The sequence below is a fragment of the Bacillus sp. FSL K6-0042 genome (assembly GCF_038006685.1).
In the GTDB taxonomy this organism is placed as follows: Bacteria; Bacillota; Bacilli; order Bacillales; family Bacillaceae_G; genus Bacillus_A; species Bacillus_A pseudomycoides.
In genome coordinates, this window is sequence record NZ_JBBOVS010000001.1 from 1,985,822 (window position 1) to 2,008,283 (window position 22,462).

The following is a 22,462-nucleotide window of genomic DNA, read 5'->3' on the forward strand; positions in this document are numbered from 1 at the left end:
ACTTCTCCTCCCTCGTTTACTTACGCATTTTTGGATCTAACGCATCGCGTAATCCATCTGCCATTAAGTTAAATGCTAAAATTAACATACTGATGACAACCGCAGGGATGAACATCATATGTGGATACGTTTGAATTGACTTATATCCATCATTTACAAGAGAACCAAGTGATGCAGTTGGCGGCTGAATACCAAGACCAATGAAGCTTAAGAATGCTTCACCAAACACCGCTGTAGGAATTGTAAACATTGTCATAACGATAATTGGTCCCATTACGTTCGGAATTAAATGCTTCACAATTAATTGTGTGTTTGTTGCACCTAACGTACGAGATGCTAATACATATTCTTGGTTTTTTAATTTTAATACTTGTCCACGTACAATCCGCGACATTCCAATCCAACCTGTAATTGCCATCGCAAGTGTAATTGACCAAATACCTGAACCCATAATAATTACCATCAAAATAACGATAATTAAATACGGAATACCATTAATAATTTCCATGATACGCTGCATAATATTATCTACTCGTCCACCGTAGAACGCTGAAATACCTCCATATGCAACCCCAATTACTAAATCAATCGCTGCCGCTAACAGGGCGATATATAATGATACGCGTGTTCCTTCCCATGTTCTTGTCCATAAGTCACGCCCTAGATCATCTGTACCAAACCAGAAATACTCTTTAATATCACGTTTCTCATATTGATCAACACCATATTGATCTGTACCATCAAACGGTAACCAATGAATATTTTCGATCACTGGAATTTTTGGTGGCATTTTTGCACGGCCTAAGTCTTGTTCTTTATAGGAATGTTTACTTACCATCGGTCCTAAAATTGCCATAAGTGTAATAATAATCAGTAATACAAGACCAAACATTGCCCCTTTATGCTGGAACAAACGTCTTCTTACATCTTGCCAAAAAGTTAAGCTTGGACGGGCAATGACTTCATTATCAACATTGCTTTGATTGGCTGGTTGAAATAAATCTGGAGATAATTTTTGTACATCTTTCATCATTTTTTCCCTCCCGCTAGACGAATACGAGGATCAATAATTCCGTATAAAATATCCACAATAAAGATGACTAAAATAAAGATTGCACTATAGAAAATTGTTGTTCCCATAATAACTGTATAGTCATTTAATGTTATCGATTTAACGAATTGCTCCCCAAGTCCAGGTACAGCAAAAATTTGTTCAATAACAAGCGTCCCTGTAATTAATCCCGCAACCATTGGTCCTAAAATTGTAACAACTGGAATCAATGCATTACGAAGTGCATGTTTTATAATAATGACACCTTGACTAATTCCTTTTGCTTTTGCTGTTAAAATATAATCTGCTTGCATTACTTCAATTAACTCCGCACGAGCGAAACGTGCAATTGTCGCAGTAACTGCCATCGATAAAGCAACCGTTGGCATGACTGTAAATTCAGGACCTTTCCAGAATGCAACTGGGAACCAACCAAGTTTTACCCCTACAAAATATTGTAGTAACGCCGCAAATACAAAGGATGGTACCGACATTCCGAGTACAGAAATAATGGTTGCCCCGTAATCGACCCATGTATTATTACGAAGCGCTGCGATAATTCCTAAGATTAATCCAATAAATGTACCTAACAAGATTGCTTGTAAACCAAGCTGTGCCGATGGTCCAATACGATCAACAATCATATCCGTTACAGGACGGTTATCGTACTGGAATGATACTCCTAAATCACCTTTTGCTAAGTTTCCTAAGTAGCGCGCATATTGCACTGGTACCGGATCATTTAAACCGTATTTTTCCAAAATGATTTCTTTTTGCGCCGGAGATAATTTCTCTTGGTTCTTAAGCGGAGAACCCGGTAGTAATTTCATTAAAAAGAATGTCAACGTAGTGATTAAAAATAATGTCAAAGCCATGTACACGAAACGTTTTAATGCATAACGTCCCATAATCAAGCACCTCCCCATTTTTCTCAAAAGCAATAAGATAGTTTGAAATATTCTTACTTTTATTTTTTAAAATAAGAGCATATGCCCATCATAGGCATATACCCTTATTCATGATGGAAACCATTTTTATTTTTTGACTTCAACCCATTTGTAGCTAAATTCGCCACCATATTTATGTTCTAGCAACCCTGTAATAGAGCTGCGTTGTAAATATGCTTTTCCTGGTTGATATACTGGAGCAATTGCTGCATCATCCAACAATTGTTTTTCAGCTTTCAACAGTGCATCCCAACGAGATTGTACATCTGTCTCTACTTTTGCCTTCTTAATTAATTCGTCATATGCTGGATTTGCATAGTTGACTTTGTTTTGCGGATTTCCTGTTGTATACATATCTAGGAATGCCATCGGATCCATATAATCTGGGGCCCATCCTGCATACGACATTGCATATTCTCCACTTGCTTCAAGTTTTAATTTTTGTGCAAATGGCTGCATTTTCATTGAAATTGTTAAGCCTGGTAAATTCTTTTCAAATTGCCCTTTTAAATACTCACCGATTTTCTTAGCATCATCTGTATCAAAGTTCAGCAACTCTAAATCTACTTTATCAACACCAAGTTCTTTTTTACCAGCTTCCCAATATTTTTGAGCCTCTTTTATATCTTCTTTGATCAGATTTCCATTTTCTTCACGGAAGTCTTTTCCATTTGGTCCTTTCGCTAAACCTTTCGGAACAAAACCGTATATCCCCTGTGAACCATCGTTTAAAATAACTTTCCCGATATTTTCACGTTCAAAGGCCATTGATATTGCTTTACGGATGTTCTTATTCGCTAAGAACTTGTTCTTTTCGTTTAAACGAATAAACTGTGTAGAAGGTTTCTTAATTGTCTTGAAATCAGAATCTTTTTTGTATTTATCTACAAATTCTGATGTCAATACGACACGATCAATTGCATTTGTTTCATATAAATTTATTGCAGTTGAACGATCCTTTAGAATATTGAAGTTTACTTCTTCCAGCTTCACTACTTTATTGTCCCAGTACGTCTCATTTTTCTTAAGCTGGAAACTTTGTTCATGTTTCCACTCATTTAAGACGAACGGACCGTTATAGAGCGTCGTATTAGATTCTAATCCAAATTTATCCCCTTGTTCTTTTACGAACTTTTCATTTAATGGATAGAATGTTGGATATACCGTTAAGCTAACAAAGTAAGGAACAGGGTTGTCTAATTCCACTTCTAGCGTGTGATCATCAATTGCTTTTACGCCAAGTTCTTCAACTGGCAACTCTTTTTTATTAATTTTTTCTGCATTCTTTACATCGAATAATATGTAAGCAAATTTTGCACCTGTATTTGAATCGACAGCTCGTCTCCAAGAATATACAAAGTCTTTAGCTGTTACAGGTTCCCCATTAGACCACTTCGCATCATCACGTAATTTAAATACGTACTTCTTACCACCTTCCGTTTTCTCGTAAGACTTTGCCACACCTGGAACGAGTTTATCGTCTTTTCCAAGGCGATATAATCCTTCCATTGTGTTATTCATTATGTTAGAAGATGCCGCATCTGTTGATAATGTTGTATCCATTGTCGGAATTTCAGCAGCTTCAGGTAAATTTAGTACTTGTTTGCCTAAAGCACTGCCTTCTTTCGTACTCGCTTTCGTATCCTCTTGCTGATAACTACAAGCGCCAAGCATACTGACCGTCAATGTCGATGCAAGTATTAGTGGTATCTTTTTCTTCATATTGTACTACCTCCCCTAATTGCACCTCCTGTACCCCCACTTGATAAAAAGCAGAATTGAAAGAATAATCTCCAAGTTTCTACAATTTTCATTATACATATAATGTGACGATTGTGAATATAGTTTTTTGTTTTTTTGTTAAAATTTTTAATAAAATGTTTATTTTTTTTATTTTTTGTAAATGAGGTACTTAACATTGCTCTCATCATATTGAAAGAAAATACAAAATTGCGTATAATTTTCAAATAATTATCCCTAGTACTCATTATAACTTTTATAGTATAATAATTCTAGTAATATTTTGACGGAGGGGAACATTTTGAATAGACTTTATCTTCACACTTGTATATTAATATTATTAGCAATAATCGTTTCTAGCATTGGTGCATTCCTATTTCCAGCTCATTTTTTGTTGAATTTTGTCAATATCATGTTTTACATTGCATTATTTTTTATTATTTTGGGAGGTTTTTTATTTCTATTTCAAAGTGGATTTTTCAACATAACAATGTACGCTTTCCAAAAAGTATTTGGAACAAATAAAAAGGTAGAATCTTTAATTGAAGAAGAAGAATCAGCAATAGATAAAAAAGAAAGAATATATAAAACGTATTCTTTCACATGGACATACCCCATCTGCATTACAGGTGTTCTTTTAGGCCTCATCTCTACGGTCATTAGCTTTACTATTTTGATGTAGTTTGCAAACGTTTTTCCATATGATATAATAACTTGCAAAACATTTTGTTATAAAAAGCGCAAGTGGCTCGCTCAGAATGCGAGGGGGATGGAGCTCCTGACTTAGAGGCGCTTTTTGCCTCGCTGGAAGGCGCGAAGCCACCGAGTATTCTTGCCACTGGAGCTGGATTACTCAAAAGGCGCAAGTGGCTCGCTCAGCTGTTAAAAAACAGAGCTATATTATAATAAATTCATATGTATGCGATGAGAAAGAAGAGTACATATTGCAGCAATTTCAGAGAGCTTGTGGTTGGTGAGAACAAGTAATTGTACAGTATGGAATGGGCTTTTGAGCACCAAACCGAAACAACTTAGGAGTAGGCTTTGGCGTTTTATCCAGGCGTTATAATGGATAAAAGAGATTTCACTATTTGTGAAATAATTAGGGTGGTACCGCGGTCCATTCGTCCCTAGATCATTGGGGATGAATGGGCTTTTTTGTATTTAAAAGCGGAAGCGGCTCGCTTAGAATGCGAGGGGGATGGAGCTCCTGACGTAGAGGCGTTTTTTGCCTCACAGGAAGGCGCGAAGCCACCGATCATTCTTGCCGCTGGAGCTGGATTATATAAAAAGCGGAAGCGGCTCGCATTGACCTACTTCCCCCACTCTTCAACAATACATACAAATTTCAAGGAGGCATTATTATGTCAGTTATTTTTTCTGGTATTCAGCCAAGCGGAACAATTACGCTTGGAAACTATTTAGGAGCAATGAAACAATTTACAGAATTGCAAAACGAACATGATTGTTATTTCTGCATTGTAAACCAGCATGCGATTACAGTTCCTCAAGATTCTGTACAACTTCGTAAAAACATCCGCAGTCTTGCTGCGCTATATGTAGCTTGTGGTATTGATCCTGAAAAATCTACTTTATTTGTACAATCAGAGGTACCTGCGCACGCTCAACTCGGATGGATTATGCAATCTATCGCACATGTTGGAGAATTAGAACGTATGACGCAATATAAAGATAAATCATCTGGTAGAGAATCCGTTCCAGCTGGATTACTTACGTATCCACCATTAATGGCAGCTGACATCTTACTTTATAATACTGAGATTGTGCCAGTTGGCGACGATCAAAAACAACATATGGAATTAACTCGCGATTTAGCAGAGCGTTTCAATAAACGTTTCCGTGAAATTTTCACAATTCCAGAGATTCGCATTCCAAAAGTAGGCGCTCGTGTTATGTCATTAACAGAACCTACGAAAAAAATGAGCAAATCTGATCCAAATCCAAAATCAATGATTAGTATGCTTGATGAGCCAAAAACAATCGAAAAGAAAATTAAAAGTGCAGTAACTGATTCTGACGGTATCGTAAAATACGACAAAGAAAACAAACCTGGTATTTCCAACTTATTAACAATCTACTCTTCATTCTCAGGTAAAACAATTGAAGAACTAGAAGCTTACTATGAAGGAAAAGGATACGGTGACTTTAAAGGTGATTTAGCACAAGTAGTCGTAGAAGCAATTCGTCCAATTCAAGAAAAATATAACGAACTAATTAACTCCCCTGAATTAGATGAAATCCTTGACAAAGGTGCTGAAAAAGCAAACCGCGTTGCAATGAAACAACTACGTAAAGTTGAAAATGCAATGGGATTAAGCAGAAAACGTAGGTAACTAAAAAAGCGGGGGCGGCTCGCTTAGAATGTGAGGGGGATGGAGCTCCTGACGTAGAGGCGTTTTTTGCCTCATAGGAAGACGCGAAGCCACCGATCATTCTTGCCGCTGGAGCTGGATCAAATTAAAAAACCGCCAAATTGGCGGTTTTTTAATTTACCTTTTGTTCATTTTCCATTTCCCATAACTTTTCAAAGAATGGTTGCCCTTTTACAAGGCGTTCACATAGCTGTTCATGCTTTTTTGACCAACCATATTTCGCTTCCTCATAAAGGCGCTCCCAGACGGCTTCAAATTTCATATGTTGAACAGTCCCATATGCAGATGGATCCCATTCTGTATACCAATAGCGAATTTCAGCTGGATTTTTCGTTGTATGTAGTTGATCTAGTGCCATAAAAAGCAATTGTTTCAATTGTCGTTCTTTACGAGTTAAGCCATTCATAATATATGGCGATGGTGATAAAATATGATGCTCTTTTTGTGATTCTTCCACTTGAAACTCATACTTTTCTGCTTGGACATTTTCCACCATCTCATATACCATCTGCTCTTGACGGGGAATAAGCCTACTTTTTCGAATCGGTACATTGTACCCAATTGAATCCACTGCAATAATTCCTTTTCCATCTGTAACAACAAAACAATACTCTTGTTGCAAACGCTCATGATTTTTACGAATATACGCCTTATGATGTACGTCTTCCAATAGTTTTTGCGGAAGTTCCAATAATTCGTTCTCGATGTAATGATATAATGTAGAATCTACTTTTAATAATGGCACTTGATCTAATAATTCGATCGTATCATCCTTCCGCCATTCGTAAAAATGACAAACGTTATACCCATTTTCCTCACCTTCAAACCAATTTACCCATACATCATGTAGATATAACATTTTCTACCCCTCACTTCACTACTGTTTGTACATCTCATTATGTTCATTTTTTGTAAAATTTATTCCATCCAAGGGAATATATTCTACTTATTATTTCTTCACTACTTCTCACTTCCATTTTCATCATGCAAAAAAACTTGGCAGCGCCAAGTTTTTTATATTTATCACCTATTAAGAGGTAAAAATATTTGCTTTATTTAATATACATATGGCATCCATAGACAATAAAGAAAGCGTGTTATCTTTCTCAAATTCCACACAATCTTTTACAATATGAAATCCAACGCCATATCCAAGCATCTTCGGGTACATTTGCATTCCATTTAGTAAGCAGTCATGCTCCCTTGTTCCTCTCTTCATATCCTTTTTCTTTTTTACAACCTTCTCCCAATAATGAACCGCTTCCTCTTTTGTATAGTACGATGTCCACGGTGCATAACTCTTTTCTGAGTGCCTTTCATACACCGCTTGCTCTGCAAGCCCCTCCATTATCATTGTATCAAGTAATGTATAATCCTTTTCTTTCTTTTCAATTTGATGTAACCGACATATGTGATGATATTCATGGGTAAGCAATGCTTTTAATTCCTTCACTGTATTCCGTCCACAGACAAACAGGAAAATCACATGACGCATTGTTAAGCCAGCTTTTCCGTTATATTCCGCTTGTACCGTGCGATTATATGAATCTGATAACAAAATAAAGATAGGGACATCTGGCCCTTGTAACCAGTGCTTTAGTTCCTCATACTCCTCAGAAAGCTCTTTCCAAACCTGCTTTTCCTCTAGCTGCTCAATTTCTTTTTGTCCTTCCATCACTGGACGATACATACCTTTAGAAATTAAAAAACGGTACAACCTCTCCTTTGGCAATGGAATGTATTTTGTAAACTTCTCACAAAGCTTTTCTGGACGCCCATAATAAAGGTACAGCCAATCTGCCGTTTGAATAACCCCCATCTTCACTCCTCCCTTTTCTTCTATATATATGCAAGAAAAGGAGCGAACGCGAAGTGATAAAATGAAACTTTTGATTGGCTTTGATTTGTTTCTGATTGCACAGTTTCATCTTTCCTGTATGTGCTTGCTGAAGGGAACTTCTGTTGGAGCACTGTTAAACTGAGGGGACAAGGCGGGTATAAGAATTATAATTTGGTTTTTGTTCATACAAACAGGCCCCTCAAAAAAGAGCCTGTTTGTCGACAATCTAACATTTAATTCTTGTCAAAATGAAAGTACGGAAGTAACCCTTGTAAAAAAGTTTGGAAATCGTCCGCTAAGAACGTAATGATTGGATCTTGATAATTTTCTACATTCACATGAATTACTCTTGGTTCTCCTTGTTTTCCGCACTCGCTATAGTCTAACAAAACAGCATCGTGTCCAGCTGTAGGCGATTCTCCTACATATATACAAGAAGATGGATATTCAAATTCCTCTATCATGTAAATTCCCTCCGTATCAATTCCATGCTCTCCACCAATGCCATAGAACCCTGCTACGTAAATATGATCCTCAGCCCAAGAGGTAGGTACGGTAGTAGGAAAACAATTCTGTACAGGTGTACCACCGTTTTGCGATTTGATTAAGCGAATATAGGAATCTGGTAATTTATAACCTAATTTTTCTTCTGCAATCTGAATCATTTCATCTGTAACTGGATTTGGGTTTACGAACTCGTCAGAGTCCTCCCAAAAAGTGTGCAATATGTTCACCATGTGAATTTCACTTCCTTTTCATCGTGTGCTTTTTCTTTATACCCCAACCTAATAACTAAAAGGAGCATCATGTTTTTTACATTTTTGTAAACTTTAGAATGACTTCTGTTATATGTAACATAGGTATCTTGTTGTTTCCTTCCATCATACCGTTCATTATAAAAAAAGAGAAGAATAAGATAAATGAAAAAAGCCGATCGATTCTACGCATGATCGGACGCTCTTTCCCACCTAAAAAAGGGTGTTTTAAGAAGTAGCTCTCCTTTGCTACTTCCCAAAACACCCTCTTACTACATTATTTATAAGTTTTAAATACTAACACTGCGTTATGACCACCGAACCCTAATGAGTTACTTAAAACAGTGCGTACTTCTTGATGTCTCGCTTTGTTTGGTACGTAATCTAAATCACATTCTGGATCTGGTGTTTCATAGTTAATTGTTGGCGGAATCACTCCATCTGTAATAGATTTAACAGAGAAAATCGCCTCAACAGCGCCAGCTGCTCCTAATAAATGACCAGTCATTGATTTTGTAGAGCTAATCGCTACTTTATATGCATGTTCACCAAATGCTTCTTTAATTGCCATCGTTTCGTATTTTTCATTCGCATCTGTACTTGTACCATGCGCATTAATATAATCGATATCCTCAGGCTGAAGACCGGCATCTGCTAATGCTTGACGTATCGCACGAACACCGCCCTCACCGCCAGGAGCAGGCATTGTAATATGGAACGCATCACCTGTTGCACCATATCCGACAAGTTCAGCATAAATACGTGCACCTCGTGCTAACGCATGCTCCAACTCTTCTAGTATAAGAATACCAGCTCCTTCTCCCATTACAAATCCACTACGATTTTTATCAAATGGACGACAAGCAGTTGCTGGATCCTCATTAAATGTTAATGCTTTCGCTGAACTAAATCCTGCAAATGCCATACTTGTTAACGGCGCCTCTGCACCGCCTGTAATCATTGCATCTGCATCACCGCGCTGAATGACTTTAAATGCGTCACCAATTGAGTTTGCCCCAGATGCACAAGCTGTCACAGAACAAGTATTAATTCCTTTTGCACCTGTAGCAATTGAGACTTGACCCGCAGCCATATCAGGAATCATCATTGGTATCAAAAATGGACTTACACGGCGCGGACCTTTTTCCGTAAAGATTTTAAATTGCTCTTCATACGTTTCCATGCCACCAATACCAGAACCTATCCATACACCAATACGCGGTGCATTTTCTTCTGTAATGTCCAACTTTGCATCTTCAACTGCCATTTTCGCTGCTGCTACCGCATATTGTGTGAAGCGATCCATACGGCGCGCTTCTTTTTTCTCAATATATTTTTCAGCTTCAAAGTCGTTAATTTCCGCTGCTACTTTTGCTGGAAATTGTTCCGGATCTAAGCGTGTAAGCCGTCCGATTCCAGATACACCATTTTTAATGTTTTCCCAAGCTGTTTCTACATCTGTTCCGATCGGCGTAACAGCTCCTAGTCCTGTAATTACGACACGCTTCTTTTCCATACAAAATACACTCCTTTTTTTCTCTCAGTCCTTATTTGCCCCAACGAAGAGCGACTGCTCCCCATGTTAATCCGCCACCAAAGCCGACTAATATAATTAAATCACCGTCTTGAATACGTCCATTTTGCAATTCCTCTACCATCGCAATTGGAATTGAAGAAGCTGATGTATTTCCGAACTTCTCAATTGTTGTACTCATTTTTTCTTGTGGCAAACCTAATCGTTCCCTTGCCGATTCCATAATACGAATATTTGCTTGATGCGGAACTAAAAAGTCCACATCTTCTTTCGTAAGACCTGCTTTTTCTACAACACGAAGACAAGAATCACCAAGTTGACGAACAGCGAATTTAAAGACTTCTCTGCCATTCATCATAACATATTCATCTTGATAAAGGTGCTTGCCACCACTACCATCTGCCCCTAATTCGAATGAAAGAATACCCTTTCCTTCTGAAACAGCTCCCATTATAACAGCGCCTGCCCCGTCTCCAAATAGCACAGCTGTATTACGATCATTCCAGTCTACAATCTTAGATAATTTATCACTACCAACTACTAATACGTTTTTATAAGTTCCAGTTTGAATAAATTGCTGCGCTGTAATCATTCCGTACATAAAGCCCGCACATGCTGCACCTAAATCCATTGCTGCTGCATGTTTCGCACCAATTTGTTCTTGAATTACACAAGCAACGGCTGGAAAAGAGCGATCTGGCGTTACTGTTGCAACTAAAATAAGGTCAATTTCTTCTCCACTAATCCCTGCATTTTCAATAGCTTTCTTGGCAGCTTCTACCGCCATATATGAAGTATCTATTGTATCATCGGCAATGCGTCTCTCTGCAATTCCCGTTCTCGTACGAATCCACTCATCAGATGTATCCATGATTTTCTCTAAGTCGTGATTTGTGACTACTTTTTCTGGCACATATCTTCCGATCCCTAAAATGCCTACGTTCACATCGCAGCCCTCCGTTTTATATCAATTATTATGACTTGGTACTAATTCTAAAACATAAATGTTTATTTGTCTAGAATATATTTCTAAGTAAAAAAATAAAGCCGACATATTGTCGACCTTATCTCATAGTAGAACCAAAAGCAAACTACCTATATATCCCGCTCTTTTCCAATTGAACTCCCCCCTCCTTCACTTTGCTTAGAAGAGGGAGTCTTCTCGGTCAAAATGATAAAAATACTTCCGTATCTGCTTTTACTTGGCGCGGGGCAGAAAAAGGCTCTGGCTGTTTCTATGCATGACTAGATGCTCTCTTCCTCCAAAAAAAGGGTTTTTATGTCTAGTTCACTTTATTTTCCCGCTTTTCCAAGCTCATATGCTTCGTTCATTACTTTCATTAACAACTCTAGTACTGGCTGCGCTTTTTCCATATCAAGTGCAATCCCATTATCATCCAAAATGGCCTTTGCTTCCGGCAGGTGCTTCATAGCGATTTGTAAAAACTGCATATTTTTTTCGTTCATATTTCTTCATCCTTTCTATAAAGTGAAACTTTAATCAGTGGGGTTTTTTTCGCCCCCCACTGATTATTAGTTGAACCAATCGGGCTTTTACGGGCAGTTGATCCCATCACCTAACTTCTTTGCTTTCGCTGAATTTTGAGGTGGAGGTCTTACTGCCCGTTAATGCGGGATAAAAGGAGTAATAATCTCCTCATTTCTACATTAGTTTAACATGTGTTTTGTCCCTCGTATAACTCTTTATATCGTTTTAAATGTGTCAGTTGTTTATTTAAACCGAATTCTAACGGCGTGTTTTTCACAATACAAATACTCTTTATCTCTTCTCTTTTCACTTCTTTAACAGTTTTTTTCACTTTATGCTCAGCATTTAAAAGGATAATTCCTTTTTCCCATAGATTTTCTTTACCACTGATCATATTATATACACCTAAATTTTCTATGGTTTTACCTTTTTCCCATAAATATTCACACACATCTTCTACATAAAGAAGGTCCGCTCCATTTTCATTTTGAAGAAGCTCATATTCCTTTTCCATAAGTTCAGAAAGAATAAGCCTGTGGTACGTCATAAAGGAAGGTTGCCATGGGCCGTATAGAATTGGAACACGAAGTATACTATAGCGAATATTCGCCTTCTCCACTTCTTCCTCTACTTTCATAAATAATCGTTTATTTTCAGATAGATCTTGCACATTCGCTATTTCAATAGAAGAAAGTACATTTAGCTTCACTTGTTTTCTTTCGCACATATGAATGACACGCTTTAAATATTGTAAAATGATTCGTTCATTTCGAAATCCGCTTTGCCTGTTCGGTTCACATAAACAAAAGTAAGCCGCATCAAATCGGTCGGTTTCTACTGTCTTCCATCCGCTCTCATCTCTTATAGACGAATACATAAACAAATCATTCCGCCCAATTAAAAATAACTTTTCTTCACTTACTTTTGACATACTTTCCAGATCAGCAAAATCAAGGCCATATACTTCTACTTCTTCCGCAAGCATTTTATTTACAAGATGATAGCCTACAAACGAAAGTGCCCCTATAATTAGTACGCGCTTCATGTCACCAACCCTTTCTCCCTCTAAACAAATAGCTCCTCATTTATGTATATTGGAGCTTCATAAATCTTCTTCATATTTTTTAAAGAAATGACATGTATGTTGAACCATCTTATATTTTACATGTTGCAAATGAAAAGATAGTGCGGTCTCACAATTTTCATTTATCCGCTTTTTTTCATATTCACGTAACAATTGCTTGCGAGCTTTTTGTTCTTGTGTGGATACAAATATTTTTACAGGCACACAAGAAGGTAAATAAGAAAAAGACTTCTTAGCAATTTCCGCTTCTAACTGTGCTTCCTTCACATCATACGCAAGCAATAACTCTCTCACTAACCTTTTATAGAAAAATTTATGCTCTTTTTCAAATTCCACATGTGCAGGCAAATCTAGGCATGGAGTAAGCATCACTACAGATCGAATGCATTCTGGGTATCGATTCATCATTTCAAGAGCCACAAGAGCCCCCATTCCATCTGCAATGACATGAATTTGTTCGTTTAGTGTTTCTTTTTTCATAACAACATGATACAAACGCTTCGCTAAACGAACCGATTGATCATTCCCCCAATGTCTCCCGTATAAATTAGATGAAAAAACAGTATATCCATTTTCTATCAGCCCATTTAAAAAATGAGCGCGCCCCGCATGCTGCGTCCATAAACTTGTACCATTCTCAATAAAATAATTGTAATCACCAAGAAGCATGACACCAAATCCATTGGGCTTCTCTGGCAAATAAATCACACATGGTTCTTGTTCTAAGTAAAAAAAACGTTCCGTAACACTCATCATTCTCCCGCCTTATTTTCTAAACATAAAACTACTCCTTTATAATGTATGAAAGGAATACAATTTTGCGTTGAAAAATCTACAAATATTTTTTCTATATTCTTTTTTCAATTGTGTTACAATAAGGACAGATTGAACGAATAGGGGTGTGAAAAGATGCGTGTAATTTGGGCCTTTATTTGGTCGTTTATGCTTGTACATATGATGAGCTACGTAATTAGCTCTATGACTGGCGGTGTATACGATTTCGCGCTAGCGTCTAAATTCTCAATTGTTCTTGCTGTGCTTGTAATGGCAATTGCAGCAGCAATTCCAAACGAACCAGTAGAACAACACTAATAAAGAAAGAGCCCGGATTCAATCTCCGGACTCTTTTTTTACTCTACATGAACAACTAGTTCATTATTTTCCACATCAACAACTACATGACTATTATCAGTAATTGTTCCCGCAATCAATTCACGTGCTAACTTCGTTTCAATTTGACGCTGTACATATCGTTTTAATGGACGCGCTCCATACATCGGATCAAATCCAGATTCTACAACAAACTCTTTTGCTACTTCTGTTAATTCCACTGTAATATGACGATCTACTAAACGCCCTTGTAACTCTTTTACAATTTTACCAACAATTCCTTTTATCTCATTTGTTGTAAGTGGTTTAAATAAAATAATTTCATCCACACGATTTAAAAACTCTGGGCGAAAATGTCCTCTAAGCTGCCCCATAACAAGATCTCTTGCTTCCTCTTTAATTGTACCATCTTCTTGTAACCCTTCTAATAAATGCCCTGAACCAATATTTGATGTCATAATAATCACTGTATTTTTGAAATCCACTGTTCGTCCTTGTGAATCCGTAATACGCCCATCATCTAACATTTGTAATAAAATGTTGAATACTTCTGGATGTGCTTTTTCAATTTCATCTAATAAAATAACGGAATATGGTTTACGGCGTACGGCTTCTGTTAATTGTCCACCTTCCTCATATCCTACATATCCAGGAGGAGCTCCAATCAAGCGAGACACAGCATGTTTCTCCATATACTCGGACATATCAATGCGAATGATTTGCTCTTCACTATCAAATAAAGATTGTGCTAATGTTTTCGCAAGTTCTGTTTTCCCAACGCCTGTTGGTCCTAAGAAAATGAATGAACCGATTGGACGATTTGGATCTTTAATACCAGCGCGAGCACGAAGAACTGCATCCGCCACAAGACTAACTGCTTCCTCTTGCCCAATAACACGTTCTGATAAAATTTGCTCTAAACGTAGCAGTTTTTCACGTTCACCTTCTACAAGTTTTGCAACTGGTATACCCGTCCAACGTGAAACGATATTTGCAATCTCTTCTTCACTTACTTCTTCACGAAGTAAACGGTTCTCTTGTTCGTTATGTGCTCCCATTTCTTCCGCTTCTCTTAATTCTTTTTCCACTGCTGGAATTTTACCATGACGAAGCTCTGCTGCTTTATTTAAGTCGTAATTCCCTTCTGCTTCTTCTAATTCACGACGTAAACGTTCAAGGTGTTCTCTTAAGTCACGAACTTTATGGATTTCTTCTTTTTCTTTTTGCCATTGCGCTCGCATTCCATTTGCAACTTCTTTTAAATCAGATAGTTCACGTTGCAATGTTTTTAGTCGTTCTTGACTACCACGATCCGTTTCTTTTCCTAAAGCAGCTTCTTCAATTTCCAGCTGCATAATGCGGCGCGTTACTTCATCCAATTCTGTTGGCATAGAATCAATTTCTGTTCGAATTGTTGCGCACGCTTCATCAACAAGGTCAATCGCTTTATCTGGTAAAAAGCGATCAGATATATATCGATCAGACAATACAGACGCCGCTACAATCGCACGATCATGAATATTTACACCATGATAAATTTCAAAACGCTCTTTTAAACCACGTAAAATAGAAATTGTATCTTCTACCGTTGGCTCTTCTGCTAACACTTGTTGAAAACGACGTTCTAGCGCTGGATCTTTCTCAATATATTTTCGATACTCATCTAAAGTAGTCGCTCCAATACAATGAAGTTCACCGCGCGCAAGCATTGGTTTTAACATATTCCCTGCATCCATCGCCCCTTCTGTTTTACCAGCACCAACAATTGTATGGAGCTCATCAATGAATAAAAGAATACGCCCTTCACTTTTTTTGATTTCATTTAACACAGCTTGCAAACGTTCTTCAAACTCACCACGGAACTTTGCACCCGCCACAAGCGCACTCATATCTAATGCAAAGATTGTTCTATCTTTTAATCCTTCTGGTACATCTTTTCGCACAATTCGTTGTGCCAATCCTTCAACAATTGCTGTTTTCCCAACGCCTGGTTCACCAATTAAAACAGGGTTGTTTTTTGTTTTACGAGAAAGAATGCGGATAACCCGGCGAATTTCGCTATCACGACCAATGACAGGATCAATTTTCCCTTGTCTTACTTCTGCCACTAAATCACGGCCATACTTTTCTAACGCTTCATATGTTACTTCTGGATTTTGACTAGTCACTCTCTGATTCCCCCGAACTTCCATTAAAGACTGTAATAATGTATCCTTCGTAATGTGAAATGCTGTGAACAGGTGATTCATATCACCTTTTTCCTCGCAAAATGCGAGCAAAATATGTTCCACTGAAATATATTCATCTTGCAGTTTTTTTGCCTCTGCCTCTGCTTTAACAAGTAATTGCCCTAAAGCATTTGTCACATACACTTTGCCATCTTCTACACCACTTCCTGTAACAGATGGTTTCTGTTGAAGCAATCTTTCTACTTCTTTCGTTAATTGTTCTATATTGACATTCATTTTTTGAAAAATACGCACTGCTAATCCATCCTGCTGCTGTAATAATGCAAGTAATAGATGAACAGTATCAACTTCTTGATGATGATGAGATACCGCTAAAGATTGAGCACTCATAATTGCTTCTTGTGTTTTCGTCGTCATTTGATTTAAGTCCATCTTCACAAACCTCCAAACATTGGAATCCTCTTGATGTTTGACCTTTTTTGATTTTTTGACTTTATTTGACCTTTAATTTGATTATACGCCAATTGTCTTTTTTATACAATGAATTTGATTATGAAATTTGAACTTTGTTTCCCCAAAAAAGTATGTATACCTCTGCTCTTCAATCAGAAAAGCCGCAATATAAATTGCGGCTTCTCTTACGGTTTTCTTTTATATGTCCACTGGCGGTTCTGATTCGAATTCTCAGGAAACCTTTGACCAGCAGTTAATTTTACCATTTGTGGATCTTTAACCATACTTCCTGTTTCACCAATCTCCACATAAAGCCCATCATTTGGTGCTTTCTGTCCAGAACGAAACCTATGATTTTGTCCCATTTTCATTCTCCTTCCATGACATCTTTACACCGTTAGTATATCCATTTTTGAAAAAGCCTTTCTGTTATGTTTAGGAAACGAGTCATATTTTTTATTACTGTTCATATGTATGACTTTACATGATAAAGCAGGAGAAAAAGCATCACTTGTTGAAAAAAAAGAAACCGACCTATTCTAGGCCAGTTCCAAAGGAGAGTCAAACATATACGAGAAGATTACATTTTTATTATACGTCTTGCTGTGCGCATACTGTAACCCCTTTCACAATTTGTACAAAATGAAAGAAACATTATTTGAACTTTCGAAAAAATCATTGACTTTTCTGATTTTTAGTAGGAAATAGTGGACACTAACATGTTTCGCGACGTAAGATGAATATATAATGAAACTTCCATTCATGGTTGTTTCTCCCGCTATTGGCGGGCAGTAAGACCCCCACCTCAAGATTCAGAGAGAAATGAGGAAGATAGGTGGAGGATAACTGCCCGTAAAAGCCCGATTGGCGAGAGCTAACCATCAGCGGGGGATGGAGAACCCCCGCTGATAGAAGTTTTACTTTATCTATACACTTTCCAACCTCTTATTTCTGCATCTTAAAACGGAAATACAGATAGAAACAAAAATTTTTTCATAAGAGGTGAAAACATGAAAAAACAACATTTAATCGCATTAGATTTAGATGGCACTTTACTTACAGACAATAAAATTATTTCCGCACGAACAAAGAAAACAATTGAAAAAGCAAAAGAACAAGGACATGTTGTTGTCATTTCAACAGGACGTCCATTTCGCGCTAGCCACGCTTATTATAAAGAACTTGGTTTGAATACACCTATCGTTAACTTTAACGGCGCTTATGTTCATCACCCGCTTGATACAAATTGGGGAACGCATCATTCCCCCCTTGAGCTTTCTACTGCACAAGAAATCGTTCGCGCTTGCTTTGATTTTGGCGTTAAAAACATTTATGCCGAAGTAATTGATGATGTATATGTTCGCGAAATTGATGAGGATAAAAAGCATATCTTTGAATTTGGCTCTCCAAATATTTTTACAGGCGACTTACTAAACATTTTGCAAGATCATCCAACATGCTTATTAATCGATGCACTGGATGAGCAATCAACAGCTATTCGTAAGCATTTAACAGATATGCATGCAGAAGTGATTGATCATCGAAAATGGGGTGCTCCTTGGCCGATTATTGAAATTGTGAAAAGCGGCCTCAATAAAGCGATTGGACTTCAAAAAGTTTCTAGCTATTATAACATTCCACAAGAACGAATTATTGCGTTCGGTGACGAAGACAATGATTTTGAGATGATTGAGTTTGCAGGTCACGGCATCGCCATGGGTAATGCTATTCCTGAATTAAAAACATTAGCAAATCATACGACATTAACAAACGAAGAAGATGGAATTGCTCTTTATTTAGAAGAGGTTCTTGGATTGTAATCTAAAAATTCCCTACTTATAGTTTGGCTCAAAACGCTCATACTATAACTAGACACAGCGATGTGTCAGTTGTTTTCTGCTAAAAAAGGGGGAATTACGAATGGGTAAAAAGAACAAATCAAAACGTTTCACCCAACAAGGGGCCGATGCTGTTATGAAGCATGCTGAAAGATTCCCGTACCGCGGTACATTAGCTGATGCAGAAAAAGAACGAAACAACTCTTCTCTCGGAGGGGTTTAAATGGGTAACTTATTATTTCAGCAAGCACGAGATGCTGTTTCGGGCGCCGTTTCTTGTTCAAGCGGCACAGAACAGCAGGAACTCGTTTATAGAGCCAAAAATGCTTTGCAATCCGCTTATGCCAATTCTTCAACTGCTGAAAAGGTACAACTGCGTGAGATGCAACAGCAACTACAAAACATTACTAACACACATTAAAACAAGAGGACCGATTCCCGGTCCTCTTTAATCTTTCCGAAACAACCCAAATACACCGACTGTTTGAAGCACATTTGTAAATGCACCAGGGTCTACCTGTTTAATAATTCTCTCTAGTTCATATAGCTCGTAACGGGTAATAACGATCATTAACATTTCTTTATTTTCATTTGTATATGCCCCTGTCGCTGGTATAGTTGTAATACCGCGTACTAAACGTGCTTGAATCGCTTTTCGTACATCTTTACCATTCTTCGTAACGATAAATGCTGTAATTTTCACATGACGAGTATGAATTGCATCAATAATCCTCGATGATACATATAATGTTACTAACGTGTATAACGCTTTTTCCCATCCGTACAAATAGCCAGCTGCAATAATGATGATTGCATTAAAGAAAAAGAAATATGTTCCGACAGGCTTATCTTTTATTTTTGACAAAATCATTGCAATGATATCTAAACCACCTGTGGAAGCTCCCCATTTTAAGGCAATTCCTACCCCTATCGCTGAAATGAGACCACCAAAAATAGCATTCAATATAATATCATTTGAAACAGCCTTCACTGGTATAATTTCTAAAAACAGTGTCATAAATACAACACATAAAAAACTAAATAACGTAAACGCTTTTCCGACCTTTTTCCATGCTAAAATAACAACCGGAATATTAAATAAAGCAAAAAGTACTCCCGTCGATATGTGAATCGATGCAAAATCGCCTAACACTTGCGAAAGCAATTGAGATAATCCCGCGAAACCGCTCGCATATACTTTTGCCGGTGTTAAGAACAAGTTCATTCCAATTGCATTTAATAAACCTGCAATGATAACAACAATTAGTTTTTTCGTTAATTCGGCATAATTTAATTTTAAGTCCATACCCCATCCACCTTTATACATAATAGGTCACCACTACTCGTATACATAGTCTTTACGAAAACGGAAATGATAAACGTACAACTGTTTAGAAATGGAGTTGATATGTATGCCGCATACAAGCGATAATGACAAAAAAGCACGCGATAATAATGCAAAGCGCACACAAAAAAATGAACAAGAACAAAAAAATATCCAGCAAGGAAAACGTGCATATTCTAAAAAAACAAATCACCTTTAATCATTTATAAAAATACAAATTAAAAAACCGACATAAAACCTTCCTTTTTAGACGGGAGAGAGCATCCAGCTATGCATAGAAGCGGTCAGATCCTTTTCCTGCCCCATGCAAAGTTAAAACAAAAAGAGAAAACAAGTAGCGGTCACCTTTTGTTCTTCATAGCAGCGGATTATATGTCGGAAAATCAAAATGGATTTAATAGTACATCAACAATCTTGTTGATGTACTTTTTCATTTCACAAAAAACATATCAATTTCACTTCATGTTCACCTCGCTATTTTACAATAATAACAACATAATTAGATGAGGTGTTAAAGTGAAAGGAAAACAATTATTGATGGCCACAGCTGCGCTCGGAACGTTAATGCTGTCTGCTTGTGGTCTAAAAGATAACTCAGAGGCGATTGCAACATCAAAAGTTTCAACCATTACAAAAGGTGATTTTGACAAGCAGTTAAAAGAACGGTACGGAAAAGATATGCTATATGAAATGATGGCACAAGATATCATGACAAAAAAATATAAAGTATCTGATGATGAAGTCGATAAAGAATTCAAAAAAGCAAAAGATCAATTTGGTGATCAATTCAAAACGGTATTAGAAAGTAACCGCCTAAAAGATGAAGATGACTTTAAAAATCAAATTAGGTTCAAATTAGCAATGAACGAAGCCATTAAGAAAAGCATTACAGATAAAGATGTAAAAGCAAACTATAAACCTGAAATTAAAGCCAGCCACATTTTAGTAAACGATGAAAAAACGGCAAATGATATTAAGAAACAACTGGATGAAGGTGCTTCATTCGAAGAGTTAGCAAAACAACAGTCACAGGACCCAGGTTCAAAGGAAAATGGCGGAGACCTTGGATACTTCGGTCCAGGTAAAATGGTACCTGAATTTGAAGAAGCGGCTTACAAATTAAATGTCGGTGAAATTAGCAAACCTATCAAGTCATCACAAGGCTATCACATTATTAAACTTACCGATAAAAAAGAATTAAAACCATATGATGAAGTAAAAGATTCCATTCGTAAAAATCTGGAAGAACAGCGATTAGCAGATCAAACTACAGGCCAAAAAATATTACTAGACGAATTCAAGAAAGCTGATATTAAAGTAAAAGATAGTGATTTGAAAGATACATTCTCTCGTCTTTCCGGACAACAATAAAAAATCTAGCAACAGAGTGGGCTGGTAGAAGAATAGTAAATGAAATCCCCCCCCCCCGCATTAACGGGCAGTAAGACTCCCACCTCAAGATTCAGAGAAAAACGAGAAAGATAAGTGAGGAATCAACTGCCCGTAAAAGCCCGATTGGCGAGAGCTAATAATCAGCGGGGGATGAACCCCCCACTGATTAAGGTTTCACTTTATCGGCGCAAATTCGAATATATCGACGTTCCGACACATAACGACAAAAAACAGGAGCCTACTGACTCCTGTTTCCCAACACTCTGAAAATCCGAACAGGCATGAGCCTGTTCGGATTTTTTTATTTCTTGAAGTACGTCCAACCTTCTTCTTGATAAACCTTTTCTTCTTTCATCAACTTACCAAGCGCACGTTTAAACGCTGCTTTACTCATATTAAAACGTTCTTTAATGTCTTCCGGATGGCTCTTATCCCAAAACGGCATTGCTCCTCCGCGGCTCTCCATGTACTCATAAACTACCGCAGCATCATCTTCCATTCCCTCTTCTTTACGCGGAAGAAGTGAAATATTAATCGTACCATCATCTTTCACATCAATAATACGGCCCGTTACACGCTCACCAATACGAACTTGTTCTTTTCTTTCTGTGTGGTGTAAAAAAGCACGGAAATGTTCATCCGTTAATACAAACGAACCAACTTGAAGCGAGCGATATACACGTCCGTTCACATTTTTATTACGCATAGATGGCGTTGCCTCTACAATAATTTCCTGCATATCTGAATCTCTTGCCGGAAGAGCAATAAGACGGCCACGATTTGTTAATTTTAATGTACAATATAACTCATCGCCTTCTTCTGGCCAAACTGGTGTATAAATTGGAAACTCATCAGCTGGGATTAAGATATCCTTAGAAACACCAATATCAACGAACACACCTAGATCAGGTTTTACTTCTACAACTTTTACCCAATTCCAATCACTTATCGTAATAAGCGGCGTCTTCATCGTTGCAGAAATTCGCTCTTGATGATCAAGATATAGAAATACATCAATCGTATCGCCTTCCTCAATTTCTCCCGCTACTTCATTTTTATGTAAAAATACTTCCTCATAACCATCCTCATCGTCAAATCCAACCATATATCCAATTTCCGTTTCTCGTAAAACAGTTACCTGTTCAATCGATCCTGGCTGCAAATACATATATTTTAATTCCCTTCTATATATAAAGTATATTTTTATCATTCCAAAGAAAGCTTCATTATAACACGAATTTTCCTTTATTTGTCCAACTCGCAAAAATTCACTATAATAAGAGGTGGAATTTAATTTGGAGG

Annotated in this window: 24 protein-coding genes and 1 other annotated feature; of the genes, 8 read left to right on the forward strand and 16 right to left on the reverse strand. The window is 37.4% G+C overall.

Features of this window, described 5'->3' with window-relative positions:
- Positions 1-16 precede the first annotated feature (16 nt).
- From opp3C to MHH45_RS10325, 4 genes are all read right to left on the reverse strand, one after another.
- Positions 17-1,033, reverse strand: coding sequence for an oligopeptide ABC transporter permease (gene opp3C, locus MHH45_RS10310; protein ID WP_016113778.1), 1,017 nt, complete (start codon positions 1,031-1,033; stop codon positions 17-19).
- Positions 1,030-1,959 carry an oligopeptide ABC transporter permease gene (gene opp3b, locus MHH45_RS10315; RefSeq protein ID WP_016113777.1) on the reverse strand — a complete coding sequence of 310 codons (930 nt, stop codon included), beginning with the start codon at positions 1,957-1,959 and terminating at the stop codon, positions 1,030-1,032. The genes opp3C and opp3b overlap by 4 nt, the downstream gene beginning before the upstream one ends.
- A 126-nt stretch (positions 1,960-2,085) precedes the next feature.
- Entirely contained in the window at positions 2,086-3,720 is a 1,635-nt protein-coding gene (locus tag MHH45_RS10320; protein ID WP_088094166.1) for a peptide ABC transporter substrate-binding protein, read from the reverse strand.
- Positions 3,717-3,929 carry a hypothetical protein gene (locus tag MHH45_RS10325; RefSeq protein ID WP_033671046.1) on the reverse strand — a complete coding sequence of 71 codons (213 nt, stop codon included), beginning with the start codon at positions 3,927-3,929 and terminating at the stop codon, positions 3,717-3,719. The genes MHH45_RS10320 and MHH45_RS10325 overlap by 4 nt, the downstream gene beginning before the upstream one ends.
- A gap of 155 nt (positions 3,930-4,084) precedes the next feature.
- On the opposite strand from MHH45_RS10325, the gene MHH45_RS10330 reads away from it, so the two are divergent.
- Positions 4,085-4,420 (forward strand): DUF3899 domain-containing protein, encoded by a 336-nt coding sequence (locus MHH45_RS10330; RefSeq protein ID WP_375337739.1) that lies wholly within the window; start codon positions 4,085-4,087, stop codon positions 4,418-4,420.
- A 233-nt stretch (positions 4,421-4,653) separates the two neighbouring features.
- Positions 4,654-4,873: a binding site (T-box leader), on the forward strand.
- Between the two features lie 229 nt (positions 4,874-5,102).
- Positions 5,103-6,092: a tryptophan--tRNA ligase gene (gene trpS, locus MHH45_RS10335; protein ID WP_016113774.1), complete on the forward strand. Its 990-nt coding sequence runs from the start codon at positions 5,103-5,105 to the stop codon at positions 6,090-6,092.
- A gap of 151 nt (positions 6,093-6,243) precedes the next feature.
- Here the strand turns inward: trpS and MHH45_RS10340 are convergent, their stop codons facing one another.
- From MHH45_RS10340 to MHH45_RS10375, 8 genes are all read right to left on the reverse strand, one after another.
- The gene (locus tag MHH45_RS10340; RefSeq protein ID WP_016113773.1) at positions 6,244-6,990 is read right to left on the reverse strand and encodes a YjbA family protein; all 747 of its coding nucleotides are present in this window, start codon (positions 6,988-6,990) and stop codon (positions 6,244-6,246) included.
- Positions 6,991-7,161: 171 nt separating this feature from the next.
- Positions 7,162-7,950: a DUF2268 domain-containing protein gene (locus tag MHH45_RS10345; RefSeq protein ID WP_016113772.1), complete on the reverse strand. Its 789-nt coding sequence runs from the start codon at positions 7,948-7,950 to the stop codon at positions 7,162-7,164.
- 254 nt (positions 7,951-8,204) lie between these two features.
- Positions 8,205-8,708 carry an SMI1/KNR4 family protein gene (locus MHH45_RS10350; RefSeq protein ID WP_016113771.1) on the reverse strand — a complete coding sequence of 168 codons (504 nt, stop codon included), beginning with the start codon at positions 8,706-8,708 and terminating at the stop codon, positions 8,205-8,207.
- Between the two features lie 295 nt (positions 8,709-9,003).
- Complete coding sequence (fabF, locus tag MHH45_RS10355; protein WP_016113770.1) at positions 9,004-10,242, reverse strand: beta-ketoacyl-ACP synthase II; 1,239 nt, start codon at positions 10,240-10,242, stop codon at positions 9,004-9,006.
- A gap of 31 nt (positions 10,243-10,273) precedes the next feature.
- The gene (gene fabH / locus MHH45_RS10360; protein ID WP_016113769.1) at positions 10,274-11,206 is read right to left on the reverse strand and encodes a beta-ketoacyl-ACP synthase III; all 933 of its coding nucleotides are present in this window, start codon (positions 11,204-11,206) and stop codon (positions 10,274-10,276) included.
- A gap of 347 nt (positions 11,207-11,553) precedes the next feature.
- Positions 11,554-11,727 (reverse strand): ComZ family protein, encoded by a 174-nt coding sequence (locus MHH45_RS10365; RefSeq protein WP_003195910.1) that lies wholly within the window; start codon positions 11,725-11,727, stop codon positions 11,554-11,556.
- A 206-nt stretch (positions 11,728-11,933) separates the two neighbouring features.
- Entirely contained in the window at positions 11,934-12,794 is an 861-nt protein-coding gene (locus tag MHH45_RS10370; protein WP_016113768.1) for an NAD-dependent epimerase/dehydratase family protein, read from the reverse strand.
- Between the two features lie 57 nt (positions 12,795-12,851).
- On the reverse strand, positions 12,852-13,586 hold the full coding sequence (locus MHH45_RS10375; protein ID WP_088094164.1) for an alpha/beta hydrolase: 735 nt from the start codon (positions 13,584-13,586) through the stop codon (positions 12,852-12,854).
- A 156-nt stretch (positions 13,587-13,742) separates the two neighbouring features.
- On the opposite strand from MHH45_RS10375, the gene MHH45_RS10380 reads away from it, so the two are divergent.
- Positions 13,743-13,925, forward strand: coding sequence for a YjzD family protein (locus MHH45_RS10380; protein ID WP_016113766.1), 183 nt, complete (start codon positions 13,743-13,745; stop codon positions 13,923-13,925).
- Between the two features lie 38 nt (positions 13,926-13,963).
- On the opposite strand, the gene clpB is transcribed toward MHH45_RS10380, so the two are convergent.
- Positions 13,964-16,564, reverse strand: a complete 2,601-nt coding sequence (gene clpB, locus MHH45_RS10385) for an ATP-dependent chaperone ClpB (RefSeq protein ID WP_088094163.1) — start codon at positions 16,562-16,564, stop codon at positions 13,964-13,966.
- A gap of 206 nt (positions 16,565-16,770) precedes the next feature.
- Positions 16,771-16,950, reverse strand: a complete 180-nt coding sequence (locus tag MHH45_RS10390) for a YjzC family protein (protein WP_016113764.1) — start codon at positions 16,948-16,950, stop codon at positions 16,771-16,773.
- A 645-nt stretch (positions 16,951-17,595) separates the two neighbouring features.
- Between MHH45_RS10390 and MHH45_RS10395 the strand changes: the two genes are divergently transcribed.
- The 3 genes from MHH45_RS10395 to MHH45_RS10405 all read left to right on the forward strand — a co-directional run bounded on the left by MHH45_RS10395 (position 17,596) and on the right by MHH45_RS10405 (position 18,844).
- Positions 17,596-18,405, forward strand: coding sequence for a Cof-type HAD-IIB family hydrolase (locus tag MHH45_RS10395; protein WP_088094162.1), 810 nt, complete (start codon positions 17,596-17,598; stop codon positions 18,403-18,405).
- Between the two features lie 100 nt (positions 18,406-18,505).
- Positions 18,506-18,646 (forward strand): hypothetical protein, encoded by a 141-nt coding sequence (locus MHH45_RS10400; protein WP_003195901.1) that lies wholly within the window; start codon positions 18,506-18,508, stop codon positions 18,644-18,646.
- On the forward strand, positions 18,647-18,844 hold the full coding sequence (locus MHH45_RS10405; protein ID WP_016113762.1) for a DUF3813 domain-containing protein: 198 nt from the start codon (positions 18,647-18,649) through the stop codon (positions 18,842-18,844).
- A gap of 27 nt (positions 18,845-18,871) precedes the next feature.
- Here MHH45_RS10405 and MHH45_RS10410 read toward each other — a convergent pair whose 3' ends face one another.
- A complete protein-coding gene (locus tag MHH45_RS10410) occupies positions 18,872-19,729 on the reverse strand; it encodes a YitT family protein (RefSeq protein WP_016113761.1) in 858 nt (285 codons plus the stop codon).
- Between the two features lie 106 nt (positions 19,730-19,835).
- Here MHH45_RS10410 and MHH45_RS10415 point away from each other — a divergent pair, with 106 nt between their 5' ends.
- Positions 19,836-19,967: a DUF3941 domain-containing protein gene (locus MHH45_RS10415; RefSeq protein WP_016113760.1), complete on the forward strand. Its 132-nt coding sequence runs from the start codon at positions 19,836-19,838 to the stop codon at positions 19,965-19,967.
- A gap of 317 nt (positions 19,968-20,284) precedes the next feature.
- Complete coding sequence (gene prsA, locus MHH45_RS10420; protein WP_016113759.1) at positions 20,285-21,139, forward strand: peptidylprolyl isomerase PrsA; 855 nt, start codon at positions 20,285-20,287, stop codon at positions 21,137-21,139.
- Between the two features lie 322 nt (positions 21,140-21,461).
- Here the strand turns inward: prsA and MHH45_RS10425 are convergent, their stop codons facing one another.
- Entirely contained in the window at positions 21,462-22,328 is an 867-nt protein-coding gene (locus MHH45_RS10425) for a CvfB family protein (protein ID WP_006093927.1), read from the reverse strand.
- Between the last annotated feature and the right edge of the window lie 134 nt (positions 22,329-22,462).

Excerpts from the sequence above, each read along its gene's own strand:
- opp3C (WP_016113778.1), bottom strand. The coding sequence starts at position 1,033 with ATGATGAAAGATGTACAAAAATTATCTCCAGATTTATTTCAACCAGCC.
- opp3b (WP_016113777.1), bottom strand. The coding sequence starts at position 1,959 with ATGGGACGTTATGCATTAAAACGTTTCGTGTACATGGCTTTGACATTA.
- MHH45_RS10320 (WP_088094166.1), bottom strand. The coding sequence starts at position 3,720 with ATGAAGAAAAAGATACCACTAATACTTGCATCGACATTGACGGTCAGT.
- MHH45_RS10325 (WP_033671046.1), bottom strand. The coding sequence starts at position 3,929 with ATGATGAGAGCAATGTTAAGTACCTCATTTACAAAAAATAAAAAAAAT.
- trpS (WP_016113774.1), top strand. The coding sequence starts at position 5,103 with ATGTCAGTTATTTTTTCTGGTATTCAGCCAAGCGGAACAATTACGCTT.
- MHH45_RS10340 (WP_016113773.1), bottom strand. The coding sequence starts at position 6,990 with ATGTTATATCTACATGATGTATGGGTAAATTGGTTTGAAGGTGAGGAA.
- MHH45_RS10345 (WP_016113772.1), bottom strand. The coding sequence starts at position 7,950 with ATGGGGGTTATTCAAACGGCAGATTGGCTGTACCTTTATTATGGGCGT.
- MHH45_RS10350 (WP_016113771.1), bottom strand. The coding sequence starts at position 8,708 with ATGGTGAACATATTGCACACTTTTTGGGAGGACTCTGACGAGTTCGTA.
- fabF (WP_016113770.1), bottom strand. The coding sequence starts at position 10,242 with ATGGAAAAGAAGCGTGTCGTAATTACAGGACTAGGAGCTGTTACGCCG.
- MHH45_RS10365 (WP_003195910.1), bottom strand. The coding sequence starts at position 11,727 with ATGAACGAAAAAAATATGCAGTTTTTACAAATCGCTATGAAGCACCTG.
- MHH45_RS10370 (WP_016113768.1), bottom strand. The coding sequence starts at position 12,794 with ATGAAGCGCGTACTAATTATAGGGGCACTTTCGTTTGTAGGCTATCAT.
- MHH45_RS10375 (WP_088094164.1), bottom strand. The coding sequence starts at position 13,586 with ATGAGTGTTACGGAACGTTTTTTTTACTTAGAACAAGAACCATGTGTG.
- MHH45_RS10380 (WP_016113766.1), top strand. The coding sequence starts at position 13,743 with ATGCGTGTAATTTGGGCCTTTATTTGGTCGTTTATGCTTGTACATATG.
- clpB (WP_088094163.1), bottom strand. The coding sequence starts at position 16,564 with ATGGACTTAAATCAAATGACGACGAAAACACAAGAAGCAATTATGAGT.
- MHH45_RS10390 (WP_016113764.1), bottom strand. The coding sequence starts at position 16,950 with ATGGGACAAAATCATAGGTTTCGTTCTGGACAGAAAGCACCAAATGAT.
- MHH45_RS10395 (WP_088094162.1), top strand. The coding sequence starts at position 17,596 with ATGAAAAAACAACATTTAATCGCATTAGATTTAGATGGCACTTTACTT.
- MHH45_RS10400 (WP_003195901.1), top strand. The coding sequence starts at position 18,506 with ATGGGTAAAAAGAACAAATCAAAACGTTTCACCCAACAAGGGGCCGAT.
- MHH45_RS10405 (WP_016113762.1), top strand. The coding sequence starts at position 18,647 with ATGGGTAACTTATTATTTCAGCAAGCACGAGATGCTGTTTCGGGCGCC.
- MHH45_RS10410 (WP_016113761.1), bottom strand. The coding sequence starts at position 19,729 with ATGGACTTAAAATTAAATTATGCCGAATTAACGAAAAAACTAATTGTT.
- MHH45_RS10415 (WP_016113760.1), top strand. The coding sequence starts at position 19,836 with ATGCCGCATACAAGCGATAATGACAAAAAAGCACGCGATAATAATGCA.
- MHH45_RS10425 (WP_006093927.1), bottom strand. The coding sequence starts at position 22,328 with ATGTATTTGCAGCCAGGATCGATTGAACAGGTAACTGTTTTACGAGAA.